Consider the following 14,684-nt stretch of genomic DNA (forward strand, 5'->3'; position numbering starts at 1 on the left):
GCGGTGGTTGACGCCGCACGCGCCGCGCCCCCCACAGCATCCGCGCCGCCGCCCGGCGCGGATATCGAGGCGCTGGCCAAGGGCGGCCGTACCAACTTCTTCGGCTTCCTGCTGCGCCTGGCCGCGCGATTGCCGTTCCTGTTCATCGCGGGTCGCATCTACGGCACCGATGCGCTCGGCCGTTTCGCGCTCGCCACGATCACGGTGGAATTCGCGGCCCAGCTCGCCACACTCGGCCTGAAACGCGGGCTGGCGCAGCAGCTGACCCGTGCGAAGGATCGCCCGCACGTCCACATCGTCTACGACGCGATGCTCGTCGGCATGGTCGGGTCCGCCGCCGCCGCCGCGCTCCTCATCTTCATCCCCGACCTGATGTTCCCCAACAGCCGGATCAACGGGCTCGACTGGCTGCTCCCGCTCACCGTCTTCGGCTGGGCCGGGTCGGACATCGCGCTCGCGGCCCTCGCCTATCGCGGCGACGTGGGCGCTACGGTCAAGGCACGCGCGCTGATCGAGCCCTGGACGATCAGCATCGCGGCGTTCGCACTGTCTTTCTACTCGATCCGCGACGGACTGATCCTGTCCTACGTGCTGTCGACGATCGCCGCGTTCGTCGCCTCGATCATCCCGCTCTGGCGCAGCTACGGCCGCCCGACCGGCTGGCGCCCGCGACCGCGCGAACTGGCCGGCATCGCGCGGCGCAACCTGCCGCTGGCGGGCGCGGACGCGATCGAATGGGGCTCGCGCCGCATCGACATCTACATCCTCGGCATTTTCTTCGCGCCGCAGATCGTCGGCATCTACTGGGCCGCGCAACAGGTCGCCTCGCTGCCGCAGAAGCTCAAGACCAGCTTCGACCCGATCCTCGGCCCCGTCATCACGCAGAACCTGGCGGACGGCAACAAGGCGGCCGTCGCCCACCAGGTGCGCCAGGTCGGCTTCTGGATCATCGCCGCCCAGACCGGCATCGCCCTCGCGCTCGCCATCCCGGGCGAGGCGGTGATGGGCCTGATGGGGCCGAGCTTTGTCGTCGGCACCGGCGCGCTCGCCTTCCTGCTTGCCGCCGAAGCGATCGCGGCCACCGCGGCGGTCAGTGAGTCGGCGCTGATCTACGTCGCGCGCTACCGCAACCTGGCGGTGTCGGTGGGGATGATCGTCATGCAGACCGCGCTGTCGGTCGTGCTGATCCACGCGATCCGCCACGTCATGCCCTGGGCCGCCCGCACCGGCTGGGTTCCCGTCTCCGCCGATCCGCGCACCGATCCGGTGTCCGCCGCCGGCGTCGCGATCGCGCTGATGGCCGCACTCGGCATGGCCTCGGTCGTGAAGGCCCGGATGCTCCGCCGGCTGCTCGACGCGCGCGTCTCGGGCTGGCGCTGGGCGCTCGTGCCCGCCACGGCGCTTGCGCTCCTGGCCGGCGGGATCGCGCTGCTGCTACCGGAATGGGCGCAGCTCGTGATCGGCATCCCGCTGATCCTCGGCGCCTACGGTGCCGTGATCTGGTACCGCGGCTTCGGCACGGAGGACCGCGTCCTGTTCAAGATGGGGCACAAGACCCCCGCCCCGCTGCCCGCGACGACGGCCTAGCACATCCCGAACCATCATACTGGCCAAGGCCGGGATGACGGTGGGATCAAACGCTGAACCTAGTGCCGGAAATGGCGCATTCCGGTGAACAGCATCGCCAGCCCGGACTCGTCCGCCGCCGCGATCACGTCGGCGTCGCGGATCGATCCACCCGGCTGGATCACCGCGGTGGCCCCCGCCTCGACCGCCGCCATCAGCCCGTCCGCGAACGGGAAGAACGCGTCCGACGCGACCGCCGACCCGATCGTCAGCGGCGTGGACCAGCCCGCCTTGTCCGCCGCATCCTTCGCCTTCCACGCCGCGATCCGCGCGGACTCCAGCCGGTTCATCTGTCCCGCGCCGATCCCCGCGGTCTGCCCACCGCGCGCATAGACGATCGCGTTCGACTTCACATGCTTGGCCACCGTCCACGCGAACAGGCAATCCGCCATTTCGTCCGCGGTCGGCTGGCGCTTCGTCACCACGGTCAGGTCGGCCGCCGCCACTCGGCCGGCATCGCGCGACTGGACCAGCATCCCGCCCGCGATCGACTTCAGCATCAGCCCGCCGCGCGCCGGATCGGGCAGCGTGCCGGTCAGCAGCAGCCGCAGATTCTTCTTCCCCGCGAACACCGCGCGCGCCGCATCGTCGGCACCGGGTGCCACCACGACCTCGGTGAAGATCCCGCTGATCGCCTCCGCCGTCGGCCCGTCGAGCGGCCGGTTGACCGCGATGATCCCCCCGAACGCCGACACCGTGTCGCACGCGAACGCCGCGCGATACGCATCGATCAGCGTGTCGGCCGACGCCACGCCGCACGGATTGGCATGCTTCACGATCACCACCGTCGGCGGCCCGTCGCGGAACTCGGCCACCAGTTCCAGCGCCGCATCCGCGTCGTTATAGTTGTTGTAGCTCAGCGCCTTGCCCTGAACCTGCTCCGCCTGCGCGATCCCGGCCGCACCGATCGCGGGCAGGTACAAAGCCGCCTGCTGATGCGGATTCTCCCCGTACCGCAACTCCGCCGCCTTGGTCAGCGCCACCGTCATGCTCGCCGGCAGGGTCTCGTCCTGGTCCACCTCGGCGAACCAAGCGCCGATCGCCGCATCATAGGCGGCCGTCGCGGCGAATGCCTTGGCCGCCAGCTTGCGTCGCATGTCGAGCGTCGTGCCACCATCCGCCTCGATCTGCGCGATCAGCTCCGGATAGTCCGCCGGGTCGGTCGCGATCGCGACGAACGCATGGTTCTTCGCCGCCGACCGCACCATCGATGGCCCGCCAATGTCGATATTCTCGATCACCTCATCGCGCGCGGCGCCCTTCGCCACGGTCTGCGCGAACGGATAGAGGTTCACCACCACCAGGTCGATCGCGCCGATCCCGTGCGCCTCCATCGCCGCGACATGCGCCGCATCGTCGCGCACCGCGAGCAGCCCGCCATGCACCAGCGGATGCAGCGTCTTCACCCGCCCGTCCATCATCTCGGGAAAGCCGGTCAGCTCGGACACGTCCCGCACGTCCAGCCCCGCATCGCGCAACGCCTTCGCCGTCCCGCCGGTCGACACCAGCTCCACACTCCGCGCGGCCAGCGCCCGCCCGAGCTCGACAAGCCCGCTCTTGTCGGACACCGACAGCAATGCACGGCGAATGGAAATGGCGGTCATGGGATCAGCTCCGGGGATGATGTCAGGCGCGCGCCCCTTAGCGCGACACGCCACCGCGGTCACCCGGCTTCCACGCAAATACGGCCGATCTCAGGCAGTTTCGTCGCCTAGTCGAGGACACCGAACCAATAGAGGATGACGAACAGCAGGCTCAAACCGGCCATCTCACGCTCGTACGGCAGGAACGCCCGGGCACGGCGCGTCGCAACAGGAATGCCACCCCCATTGCGGCGAACCATGTCGTCGCGATGCATCGCGGCCAGGACAATTCCCGGATCACCCTGCGGTTCAAGCCGCCCGGACGATCCGTACAACAGCGGCACCTCCTGAATCAGGTCGCGCTCCAGTCCGCGTGCCGCCAACCCGCGTTGCCGCAAATCTGCAGCAAATGCGGCCGCCGCTGCGTCGTCGCCGAGGCGCGATAACGGCACCGGTTCAGTGCCTGCGTCTTGTGACTGAGGTCGGACGACGATCGGGCGCCTGCGACCGAACGGTGTGCCCGGAACGCCCCTGCCCTTCTCGTCGATCATTTGGCGATTCCGTCCTGCGGTGCTCCAACACCCCCCCGCCTTGACCGCGAAAGATGAAGAAATGCGGCGCCTACCGCGCCTCAAGCCATCTTCCGCAACACCCACCCCGCCTCGGCGCCACCCGGCGGCACCTCGCCGGTCAGCACCAGCTGGCACGTCGCGCGGGGGCGGCCGGCGGGGTCGATCCACAGGCTGTCCTCCACCGCCAGCGCGCCGCCGCGCGATCGGAATTGCCAGGATCCGCCGTCCTGGAACCGCAGCAGCGCGCCCTGCCCGTCCGCGGTCACCGAGGCGCTGATCCCCGGCGCAAGGTGGAAACGGATCGCGAACCCGTCGCTGCCCGACCGCCGCCGGCGCGGCGCGGGCAGCAGCACGTCCTCGCCGCGCAGCTCGCGCCCGTCCGACGACAGCATCAGCTGCCGCCGGTGGATCAGCCCGTGGCGCCGCGCATAGCCATCGTGCGACGCATCGATCCGGCTGCCGGTGTCGAGCTCCTGCCGGTCGAGCTCCACTTCCTTCACCCCGCGACCCAACGACCCGTCCGCGTGCAGCGCGGTCGAATTGGTATCGGCCAGCGTCAGCGTCGAATGCGCCGCCGTCGTGCGCAGCCCCTCGGTCAGGTCGTCCGGCAACGACGCCAGCCCCGTGCTGCCGCCGCAATTGACGATCAGCCGGCGCGGCCCGTCCGACATCTCGAACGCCAGCGTCGACGCACAGCCCCCGGTCGACAGCCGCGCGACCGGCGGCGGCGCGGCATCGACCACGAGCAGCGTCCCCTGCGCCGACAGCCGCTGATACCCCCAGTCGCGCGCCTGGCGCAGCGGCCGGGTGCGCACGCCCGACGCGGTCACCGCCTGCGCCACGCGCGCCGCGGACACCGGCCCGCCGCCCTGCCAGCTCGACAGCCCGCCATCGCCCAGCGTCACGCCCAGCAACGCCGGCACCGCGCGCGCCAGCACCGCGGACAGCATCTCCGGCACGTCGCGCCGCCGCGCCGCATAGACTGCGTTCAGCTGCGACAGCAGCTCGACCAGCTCCAGCTGCGCAGTCGGCGACCGGCTGGTCAGCCCGCCATCCGCCAGCACGCTCGTCGCCAGCGCCTTGCCCAGCCCGGCCTCGCCGTGCGCCAGCCGCACGTCGCCGCCGGGGATCAGCAGCCCGGCCGCCACCACGCCCGCCCACGCCGCGATCCGCGGCAGTCCGGGCGGCGCCTTGTCCGCCCCGCGGTCGAGATGCCGCGCGCCCTGCGCCAGCGCGTTCAGCACGGCGGATCGGTAGACGATATCGTGCGACGACAGGATCAGCGGGGCATGCGCGCCCCACGCCAGGATCCGCCGCCCCCAATGGTCCGGCCGCCAGCCCGCATCGGTCACCCCGCCGCCATGCGCGCCCAGCCATTGCCGCACGATCAGTTCGGCGATCGGCGCGGTCCGTTCGCGCGGCCCGGCGGCGGCCAGGTCGCGCAGGAATCCGAATGTTTGGATATGATCGACCAGCGCCGCCGGGATCGTCGCGGGATTGCCGAAATCGACCATCGCCAGTTCCACCGCCACCCCGCGATGCCGGAACCAGCCCTCCAGCAGCTCCGTCCCGTCGCCCGCATGGCCCGGGATCGGATCGACCGGCACCGCCAGCAGCTTCAACGGATAGCGCCCGCGCAGCCGTAGCGAATGAAGCGGCGACCGCCACGCCAGCCGCTGCAACGTCGCGGCCAGCCGCCCGCCTAGCGATACGCCCTGTTCGCCGCCCACGCGGATCAACTGCCGACCGGGCTCGATCGCATCGCTCGGCCCGGTGTCGCTCATGCGGCGGGGGTGGGCTCTGCCGGGGCCACGCCAACCGGCCCGCGCATCGCGGCGATGTTGCCCGCATAGGCACCCGGCCCGCCGCGGAACGTCGCGGTACCCGCCACCAGCACGTCCGCCCCGGCGGCGATCGCCAGCGGCGCGGTCTCGGCATCGATCCCGCCGTCGACCTGCAGGTGGATCTCGCGGCCGGTCTTGTCGATCATCCGCCGCACCGCCTCGATCTTGCGGAGCTGACTGGTGATGAAACTCTGCCCGCCGAAACCGGGGTTCACGCTCATCACCACCACCATGTCGACATCGTCAATCAGGTAGTCGAGCATCTTGGCGGGCGTGCCGGGATTGAGCACGACGCCGGCCTTGCATCCCAGGTCGCGGATCCGCTGCACCGTCCGGTGGATATGCGGCCCGGCCTCGACATGCACGCTGATCCGGTCCGCCCCGGCCTGCGCGAACGCATCGAGATAGACGTCGACCGGCGCGATCATCAGGTGGACGTCGATCGGCAGCGTCGTATGCGGCCGGATCGCCTTGAGGACCCCGGGCCCGATCGAGATGTTCGGTACGAAATGCCCGTCCATCACATCGAAATGCACCCAGTCCGCGCCCGCCGCGCCGATCGCCCGCACTTCATCGCCCAACCGCGCGAAATCCGCGGAGAGGATGGACGGCGCGATCAGGATGGGGCGTGACATGGTAAAGCTGTATCGGGCGCGCCGGGACGGTGCAAGAGAGCCGAAGTCGGTCTCGCGCTACGCCTCGCGCCTCCAGCGCGCGACGAAGAACCCGTCCGCGCCGCCCGCCTCGGCCAGCGTCCCCGGCGGCACGCGCAGATAGCCCGCCGCATCCGGCGCAAACCCGTGCGGCAGCTCGTCCACGCGCACCGGATCGATCGCATAACCCGGCACCGCGAACGCGTCCGCCACCTCCTCGCCCTCACTGCGTTCCAGCGAACAGGTCGCATAGACCAGCCGCCCGCCCGGCCGCACCATCGTCGCGGCATGCGCCAGCAACTGCGCCTGCTGTTCCGCCAGTTCCTTGATCACCCGTGGCCGCGCGCGGTGCAGCACCTCCGGATGGCGGCGGAAGATGCCCGTCGCCGAACAGGGCGCGTCGAGCAGCACCACGTCGGCGGCGGCATCCGGCGACCAGACCGCCGCGTTCGCCACGATCATCCGCGCCTTGGCGCCGACCCGGTCCATATTCTCCATCAACCGGCCGAGCCGCGTGCGCGACAGGTCGATCGCGGTCGTGTCCCAGCCCGCCGTCGCCAGCTGCATCGTCTTGCCGCCCGGCGCGGCGCACAGGTCGATCGCCGTCCCGCCCGCCGGTGCCGCACCGATCAGGCGGGCGGGCAGCGACGCGGCGATATCCTGCACCCACCAGCGTCCCTCGCCGTAACCGGGCAGTTCCTCCACCGCGGTCCCGGCCGGCAGCCGGACGTGACGCGGCGCCAGCGTGACGCCGCCCAGTTCCGCGACCAGCGCGGCGTCGTCGACCTTCAGCGTCAGGTCGATCGGCGCTGGCTGCGCGATACCGTAACGCGCCGCCTCCGCCGCGGCATCGCCCCACGCGCGCGCCCAGCGGATGCCGACCGCGACCGGCAGATGCGGCGGATCGGGCAACCGGTCGCCCCGCCGGATCAGCGTGCCGAACACCCCGTGGACCAGCCGCCGCGGCCCGCCATCGACCAGCGGCAGCACCGTCGCGATCGCCGCATGCGCCGGCGTGTTCAGCGCCAGCGCCTGGACCAGCGCGATGCGCAGCGCAAAGCGCGGCTTGGCATCGTCGGGCATCGGCTTGGGCGTCGCCGAATCGATCAGCGCGTCGAGGTCCGGCAGGCGCCGCAACGCCTCCGCCGCAATGGCATGCGCAAAGCCGCGATCGTCCGCGCGGTCCAGCTCCGCGGTCGCCGACGCCATCGCCGCCTCCAGCGGCAACCCCTTGCGCAACACCGCATCGAGCAGTCGCATTGCGGCGCGGCGGGCCGGTGTCCCGGGCGGATCGTCCTGTTTCGTCATCCGCAGAGGCCTTAGAGCGTGTCGCGCGGCGAAACCACCCATCCGGCCGATCCAGCCAACGGTAAGGCTTTTTCGACGCACGCCTGCTAAGGCCACCGCCATGGCCACCCGTTTCGAAAGTCTGCCCGACCGCCGCACGATCGTCGATCGCCGCACCGTCGCCGATCTGCTCGCCGCGATCCCGCCCGCCAACACCAGCCGGATGCGCGCGGCGTCGGTGGCGATCCTGCGCGGCGTGCTCGACCGCGGCCGTGCCGAAATGGCCGCGCGGCTGGCGCTCCACCCCAGCCGCGGGCGGGAGGTCGCGGCCGGCTACGCCTATCTCACCGACCAGATGCTCCGGCTGATCGCCGACTTCACCGTCACCTGTCTCTATCCGAACCCCAACCCCTCGTCCGGCGAACGGCTGACCCTGATCGCGGTCGGCGGCTACGGGCGCGGCGAAATGGCGCTCCATTCGGACATCGACATCGCGTTCCTCACCCCCTCCAAGCAAACCGGCTGGGGCGAACAGATCATCGAATCGATGCTCTACACGCTGTGGGATCTCGGGCTGAAGGTCGGCCACAGCAGCCGCTCCCTCGACGACATGATCCGCATGGCGCGCGAGGACCTGACGATCCGCACCGCCCTGCTCGAGGCGCGCTACGTCTGGGGCGACAACGTCGTGTACGAGGAAGCCGCCCGCCGGTTCGACCGCGAGATCCGCGACGGGTCCGCCGCCGCGCGCGCCTTTGTCACCGACAAGCTGGCCGAACGCAACACGCGCCACGTCCGGATGGGCGACAGCCGCTACGTCGTCGAACCCAACATCAAGGAGGGCAAGGGCGGCCTGCGCGATCTCCACACGCTCTTCTGGATCGGCAAGTTCGCCTACCGCGTCAGCGAACTGCCCGACCTGGTCGGCAAGGGCCTGCTGACCCGCGAGGAGCTGCGCCGGTTCCAGCGTGCGGAGAACTTCCTCTGGGCGGTCCGCTGCCACCTCCACATCCTCAGCAACCGGCCCGAAGACCGCCTGACCTTCGACGTGCAGCGTGAGGTCGCGGCGCGCATGCGCTATGCCGATCGCCCCGGCCGGTCCGGCGTCGAACGGTTCATGCAGCATTATTTCCTCACCGCAAAACAGGTCGGCGACCTGACCGCGGTGTTCCTCGCCCATCTCGACGAGACGTTCGCCGGCCGCGGGCGGCGGTTCGGCATGCCGTCGATCCGGTTGCGGCGGCGGATCGACGGCTTCACGCTCGATCGCGGCCGCCTTGCCTTGCCCAAGCCCGACCATTTCCTGGCCGACCCCGTCCGGCTGATCGAGCTGTTCGCGCTCGCCGACCGCCACGGCCTGGAAATCCACCCGCTCGCGATGCGTCAGGCGGGGCGCGATTTCCGGCTGATCGACAATGCCGTCCGCGCCGATCCGCGCGCCAACGCGCTGTTCCTCGATATTCTGACCAGTCCGCGCGACCCCGAAACGGTGCTGCGCTGGATGAACGAAGCGGGCATCCTCGGCCGCTTCGTGCCGGATTTCGGCCGTGTCGTGGCGCAGATGCAGTTCGACATGTACCACCACTATACCGTCGACGAACATTCGCTCCGCGCCATCGGCCTGCTGTCGCGGATCGAAAAGGGCGCGCTCGACGTCGACCACCCGATCGCCACCGAACTGTTCGCGCGGCTCGTGTCGCGCCGCGTGCTCTATGTCGCGGTGTTCCTGCACGACATCGCCAAGGGCCGCCGCGGCGATCACAGCATCCTGGGCGCCGCCGTCGCGGAGAAACTCTGCCCGCGCTTCGGGCTGACCGCGGCCGAGACGCAGACCGTGTCCTGGCTCGTCCGCCACCACCTGCTGATGTCCGCCACCGCGTTCAAGCGCGACCTGTCCGACTTCAAGACCATCCTCGACTTCGCCGGCGTCGTACAAAGTCCCGAGCGGCTCCGCCTGCTGCTGATGCTGACCATCGTCGATATCCGCGCGGTCGGCCCCGGCGTCTGGAACAGCTGGAAACGCCAGCTCCTGTCCGACCTGTACGAAGCGGGCGAGGAAGTGCTCCGCCTCGGCCACAAGCAGAAGGGCCGCGGCGAACGGATCGAGGCCAAGCAGGCGCAACTCCGCGCCGAACTGGGCTGGGACGATGCGACGTTCGACGCCTATGCGCGGCGTTTGCCGGAGGCCTATTGGGTCGCCGAGCCCGCCGATGTCGTCGCGCGCAACGCGGCGCTGGTCGAAAGCGCCGACGCGGCACAACTTCCGCTGTCGATCGTCGCCACCGCCGATCCGGAACGCGGCGCCACGCTCGTCACCGTCTATGCCGGCGACCATCCGGGGCTGTTCTACCGTATCGCGGGCGCGGTCCATCTGGCCGGCGGCAACATCATCGATGCGCGCATCCACACGACGCGCGACGGCATGGCGCTCGACAATCTGCTGGTCCAGGATCCGTTCGGGCAGCCGTTCGACGAACCCTCGCGGCTCGATCGGCTGAGCGCCGGGATCGCCGACGCGCTCGCCAACCGCAACCGGCTGGCCGACCGGCTCGCCGCCAAGCCCATGGCCCGCACACGCGCCGAGGCGTTTGAGATCGAACCGCAGGTCATCGTCGATAACAAGGCGTCCAACCGCTACACGGTCGTGGAGGTCAACGCCCGCGACCGCCCGGCGCTGCTCAACGCGCTGGCCCACGCCTTCTTCCAGTCGAAGGTGACGATCCACTCCGCCCACATCGCCACCTACGGCGAACGCGCGGTCGACGTCTTCTACCTGACCGACCTCGTCGGCGACAAACTCATCGCCCCCGCCCGCTTACGCACCATGGAGCGCCTGCTGCTGGCCGCCGCGGAAGGCGAAGGCTCGCTCGCCGCGGTGGCCTGACCGCCCCGTTTGGTTCGAGCCTGTCGAGAACTCCGCGCAAAGGTCTCCACAGCCTCGATGCCCAAATTACGCCCGAACTGGGCAGATCACCCGATATCCACCCCGATCTTGCCGAAGTGCGCGCCGCTCTCCTGATAACGGAACGCGTCGGCCAGCGCCTCCAGCGGGAAGCTCCGGTCGATCACCGGCTTCAGCCCGATCGCATCGATCGCCTTCACCATGTCGAGCTGATCACGCCGCGACCCGACCGTGATACCCTGCAACCGGCCCTGCTTGCCCATGAACATGCCCGTCGGGATCTCGCCCGAAAAGCCGGTCAGCACGCCGATCAGCGCGATATGCCCGCCCAGCCCCAGCGCCGCGATCGACTGCGGCAGCGTGCCCGGCCCGCCGATCTCGACGATATGATCGACGCCGCCGGTCAGCTTATACGCCGCCTCACCCCATTCCGGCGTCGTGCGGTAGTTGATCAGATGGTCCGCCCCCATCGCCTTCAGCCGCTCAAGCTTCTCGTCCGACGACGAGGTCGCGACCACCACCGCGCCCATTGCCTTGGCGAACTGCAGCGCGAAGACTGACACGCCACCCGATCCCTGCACAGCACCGTCTGCCCGGCGAGCAGCGGCCCGTCCGTCGCCAGCGCGCGCCACGCAGTCACCCCGGCACAGGTCAGCGTCGCGGCCTCCGCATGGCTGTATCCCTTGGGCGCGAGCGTGAACCAGTCCGCCGGCACGACCACCGCCTGCCGGCCATAACCGTCCATCCCGTCGCCCGGCACGCGCCGGAAATCGCCGACCGGGCACGGCCCCGCCGCCCACAGCGTATGGAACGTCGACACCACGCTATCGCCGACCGCGAACTCCGTCACGCCGTCGCCCACCGCGGTCACCTCGCCCGCGCCGTCCGACATCGGCACGCGCCCGTCCTCGACCGGGATCGTCCCGTTCGCAACGAGATAGTCGTGAAAGTTGAGCGAACTCGCATGCAGCCGGACGGCGATCTCGCCGCGCCCCGGTGCACCGATATCGGGCAGGTCGGCCGGCGTCAGGCTGTCGAGCGTGGCGGGATTGCGAACGGTGATCGCGCGTACGGACATGGTGTTTCCTTCGGAAAAATCGGCCGGGTTCAGTGTCATGGCTCCAAAGCCTGACCGACCCCGACTGTTCCGGCCCGCGTCGCGCGCGTCAGTCGTGGATCGGCACCAGCCGCGCGTGTAGATACGCCTCGTCGAACCCGCCGACCGCCTTCAACGCGTCGAAGTCCAGCATTCGCAGCCGGCTTTTGGCGGGATCGACCAGTCCGCTCTGCTTCAGCGCCTTGATCGTCCGGTTGACGTGGATCGCGGTCAGGCCCAGCGCCTCACCCACATCGGCCTGCGTCAGCGGCATGAAGAAATCACCGTTTCCGCCACGCGCCACCGCACCTGCCCGCACATAGAGTTCGCAGAACAGATGGGCGATCCGGCTATAGGCTTCGCGCGTGCCGATGTTGACCAGCCACTCGCGCAGGATCCCCTCGTCGACCAGCGTACACCACCACAGCGCCTGCGCGATCCGCGGAAACGCGTTGATGATCGCCAGCATGTCGTCGGCCGGGATCGACACGACCTTGCCAGGCGACATCATCGATATGCTGTGGTCCATCTTTTCCAGGATGAAGACATGCGTGTCGCACAGATCGCCCGGCATCAGGAACGCCACGATCTGCCGCTTCCCGTCCGGCAACACTTTGTAACGCTGCGCCCAACCATCCAGGATCAGGAAGACGTGGGTCGGATCATCGCCTTCGCGGATCAGATGCTGTCCACGGACAACCGGACGGCTCGCGACCGCCAGCTTGGCAAGCGCCGCGCGTTCCGCGGCGTCGAACTTCACCCAACGACTCAACTTGCGGATCAGGATGTCGGCCATCGTCTACTCATTATCAATCGATGACAGCGGCGATGCGAATCGCGATTCGCCACTGAATATCACCTGCTAGTGTTTGCTGCTGGATCACTGACAAAAATTACTAAGCAACTTCACGTAGAATTGGTAGCGCTCACTTTTTCATCTCACCGCGTAAATCATGAAAAGCAAAATTCGTTCTCATATTTTTCTTACTTTTCTGCGCAGAACCTAAGTTGCTGTGCTGCCTTACTAAAGTCGTAACGGCCCTGAGTATTTTTTAACCGAATATTATTGTCTGCAACCCTATCGTCGAAACGTCCGTACCCTGGGACGCCGTAACGAGGAGTGCCATACATGAAAGCCTCCGACGCGATTTAACTTGTATTAGTAACGTCGTAGCTTACATGAGTTATACCTTCGGTGGAGAACAGGTCGCAAAGCGATCGTCCCGCTAGGTCATCATTTTAAAAGCGACTTTCGCGTCGATGGGACCGGGGCTTATCCGTCCATCGCGTTGCGCGACCGGCTGCTGATGCCCGCCCCCTACTGTCGACGACTCCCGCTGCTGCGGATGGGAGACGTGTGCCCTTTTTCCTGCAGTGTTTTTGAGGTGCTCATGTTGAAGTCGATCCGTCGGGCAGCCACTCTCGCAGTCGTCGGTCCCGTTGCCGTGGTCGGGCTGGGTCAGGCCGCGGATGCGCAGGTGCCCGTGGGCGCCGGTGGTCAGCTGCAGCAAATCCCGCCTGTGCCGCAGGCCGCCAAGCCGACGCCAGACCTGCCTCTCGATCGCACGGCGCAGACCGCTCTGCCGCCCGCGGGAGGGGTCCGGGCCAGGGTGCGGTCGCTGCGCATCACCGGCGCGACGTTGTTTCCCGAATCCGAACTGATCGCCGCGACATCGTTCGCGCCCAATACCGACCTCGACATGGCCGGTCTCAAGACGCTCGCGAACCAAGTCACCGCTTACTATAACAGCCGCGGTTACTTCGTCGCGCAGGCCTATCTGCCCGAACAGGATCTCCAGAGCGGCGCGGTGACCATCGCGGTACTTGAGGGCCACTACGGCGCGATTAAGATCAGCAACGAGGCGAAGCTGGCGGACCGCGTGCCGCGCGGGATCATGTCCGGGCTCGACGTCGGCGATCCCGTCGCCTCCGCCCCGCTTGAACGCCGGCTGCTCATCCTGTCGGACGTCCCCGGCGTCGCCGTGAAATCCACACTCAGCCCCGGCACCGACGTCGGCGCGTCGGACCTGCTGGTCGACGTCGTCCCCGGCCGCGCCGTGTCCGGCACGGTCGAGGCGGACAATGCCGGCAACCGCTACACCGGCGCCTACCGTGCCGGCGGCACGATCAACTTCAACAACCCGACGGGATCTGGCGATCTCGTCAGCCTGCGCGTACTGACTTCGTTCGACGGCCTCGCTTATGGGCGCGCCGCATACCAGACGCTCGTCGGGCCGGTCACGGTCGGCATCGCCTATGCGCATCTCGACTATGATCTCGGCGAGGAATTTAAGAGCCTGGACGCCAGCGGCAACGCCGACGTCGGCAGCATCTACGCCAGCTATCCGCTGATCCGCTCGCGCAACAACAACCTCTACTTGGTCGCAAGCGGCGACGTGAAATCTTTCACCGACAAAATTGACAGCGTTGACACAATCGGCCGCCGCCGTGCGCAGGTCGCGTCCATCGGGTTCAGCGGGGACTCGCACGACACGCTGCTCGGCGGCGGCTGGAACGCCTATTCCGCTAGCGTCGTGGTCGGTAACATCGACATCCGCGGTGCGGTCGACCGCGCCGCCGACGCGCAAACCGCCGGCATCGACGGTGGCTACGGCAAGCTGCAATTCAGTCTTGCGCGGCTTCAGACGGTCGCCGGCCCGCTCTCGCTATTCGGCTCGGTCCGCGGCCAGGTCGCGTTCAACAATCTCGACATTTCCGAGCGGATGGAACTCGGCGGCGCCTACGCCGTCCGCGCCTATCCGGAGGGCGAGGCCTACGGCGACGAAGGCTATGTCGCCACGGTCGAGGCGCGGCTCAACCTGCCGCAGGTCGTGCCCGGCAATCTCCAGCTGTTCGGCTTCGTCGACGCGGGTGAAGTCCGGTTCGCCAAGAATCCGTGGTTCGACGGACAGAACCGCGCGAAACGCAGCGCCTACGGTGCTAGCGTCGCCTGGGCCGGTCCCTACGGTCTCGCCGCCCGCGCCACCTATGCGCGCAAGCTGAGCGATGCCGACGCCACGTCCGCCCCGGACAAGTCCGGCCGCGCCTGGTTCCAGATTTCGAAGTCATTCTGATCGTGTTGCTCACCCCGATCTCTGCGGCCATCCGCCGCCATCAAGGA

General features: G+C 68.6%; 9 protein-coding genes and 1 pseudogene. 3 read left to right on the forward strand and 7 right to left on the reverse strand.

The genetic code is table 11. The features are described from left to right. Positions 1-3 precede the first annotated feature (3 nt). Entirely contained in the window at positions 4-1,587 is a 1,584-nt protein-coding gene (locus IEX50_RS09645) for a lipopolysaccharide biosynthesis protein (protein ID WP_157176688.1), read from the forward strand. A 59-nt stretch (positions 1,588-1,646) separates the two neighbouring features. Here the strand turns inward: IEX50_RS09645 and purH are convergent, their stop codons facing one another. From purH to IEX50_RS09670, 5 genes are all read right to left on the reverse strand, one after another. Beyond that, a complete protein-coding gene (gene purH, locus IEX50_RS09650; RefSeq protein WP_157176687.1) occupies positions 1,647-3,230 on the reverse strand; it encodes a bifunctional phosphoribosylaminoimidazolecarboxamide formyltransferase/IMP cyclohydrolase in 1,584 nt (527 codons plus the stop codon). Between the two features lie 107 nt (positions 3,231-3,337). After that, positions 3,338-3,760 (reverse strand): hypothetical protein, encoded by a 423-nt coding sequence (locus IEX50_RS09655; RefSeq protein ID WP_157176686.1) that lies wholly within the window; start codon positions 3,758-3,760, stop codon positions 3,338-3,340. A gap of 80 nt (positions 3,761-3,840) precedes the next feature. Then, entirely contained in the window at positions 3,841-5,565 is a 1,725-nt protein-coding gene (locus IEX50_RS09660) for a heparinase II/III family protein (protein ID WP_157176685.1), read from the reverse strand. Further along, positions 5,562-6,260 carry a ribulose-phosphate 3-epimerase gene (rpe, locus tag IEX50_RS09665; protein ID WP_157176684.1) on the reverse strand — a complete coding sequence of 233 codons (699 nt, stop codon included), beginning with the start codon at positions 6,258-6,260 and terminating at the stop codon, positions 5,562-5,564. Before rpe ends, IEX50_RS09660 begins: the two co-directional genes overlap by 4 nt. A 57-nt stretch (positions 6,261-6,317) precedes the next feature. Then, positions 6,318-7,586, reverse strand: coding sequence for an RsmB/NOP family class I SAM-dependent RNA methyltransferase (locus IEX50_RS09670; RefSeq protein WP_157176683.1), 1,269 nt, complete (start codon positions 7,584-7,586; stop codon positions 6,318-6,320). 100 nt (positions 7,587-7,686) lie between these two features. Here IEX50_RS09670 and IEX50_RS09675 point away from each other — a divergent pair, with 100 nt between their 5' ends. After that, positions 7,687-10,449 carry a [protein-PII] uridylyltransferase gene (locus tag IEX50_RS09675; RefSeq protein WP_157176682.1) on the forward strand — a complete coding sequence of 921 codons (2,763 nt, stop codon included), beginning with the start codon at positions 7,687-7,689 and terminating at the stop codon, positions 10,447-10,449. 86 nt (positions 10,450-10,535) lie between these two features. On the opposite strand, the pseudogene IEX50_RS09680 reads toward IEX50_RS09675, so the two are convergent. Next, a pseudogene (locus tag IEX50_RS09680) lies at positions 10,536-11,545 on the reverse strand (zinc-dependent alcohol dehydrogenase family protein). Between the two features lie 88 nt (positions 11,546-11,633). Further along, the gene (locus IEX50_RS09685; protein ID WP_157176681.1) at positions 11,634-12,359 is read right to left on the reverse strand and encodes a Crp/Fnr family transcriptional regulator; all 726 of its coding nucleotides are present in this window, start codon (positions 12,357-12,359) and stop codon (positions 11,634-11,636) included. Positions 12,360-12,954: 595 nt separating this feature from the next. Here IEX50_RS09685 and IEX50_RS09690 point away from each other — a divergent pair. Further along, complete coding sequence (locus IEX50_RS09690) at positions 12,955-14,637, forward strand: ShlB/FhaC/HecB family hemolysin secretion/activation protein (RefSeq protein WP_157176680.1); 1,683 nt, start codon at positions 12,955-12,957, stop codon at positions 14,635-14,637. The last annotated feature ends 47 nt before the right edge of the window (positions 14,638-14,684 follow it).

The organism is Sphingomonas prati, from assembly GCF_014643515.1.
GTDB classification, from domain to species: Bacteria; Pseudomonadota; Alphaproteobacteria; order Sphingomonadales; family Sphingomonadaceae; genus Sphingomonas_R; species Sphingomonas_R prati.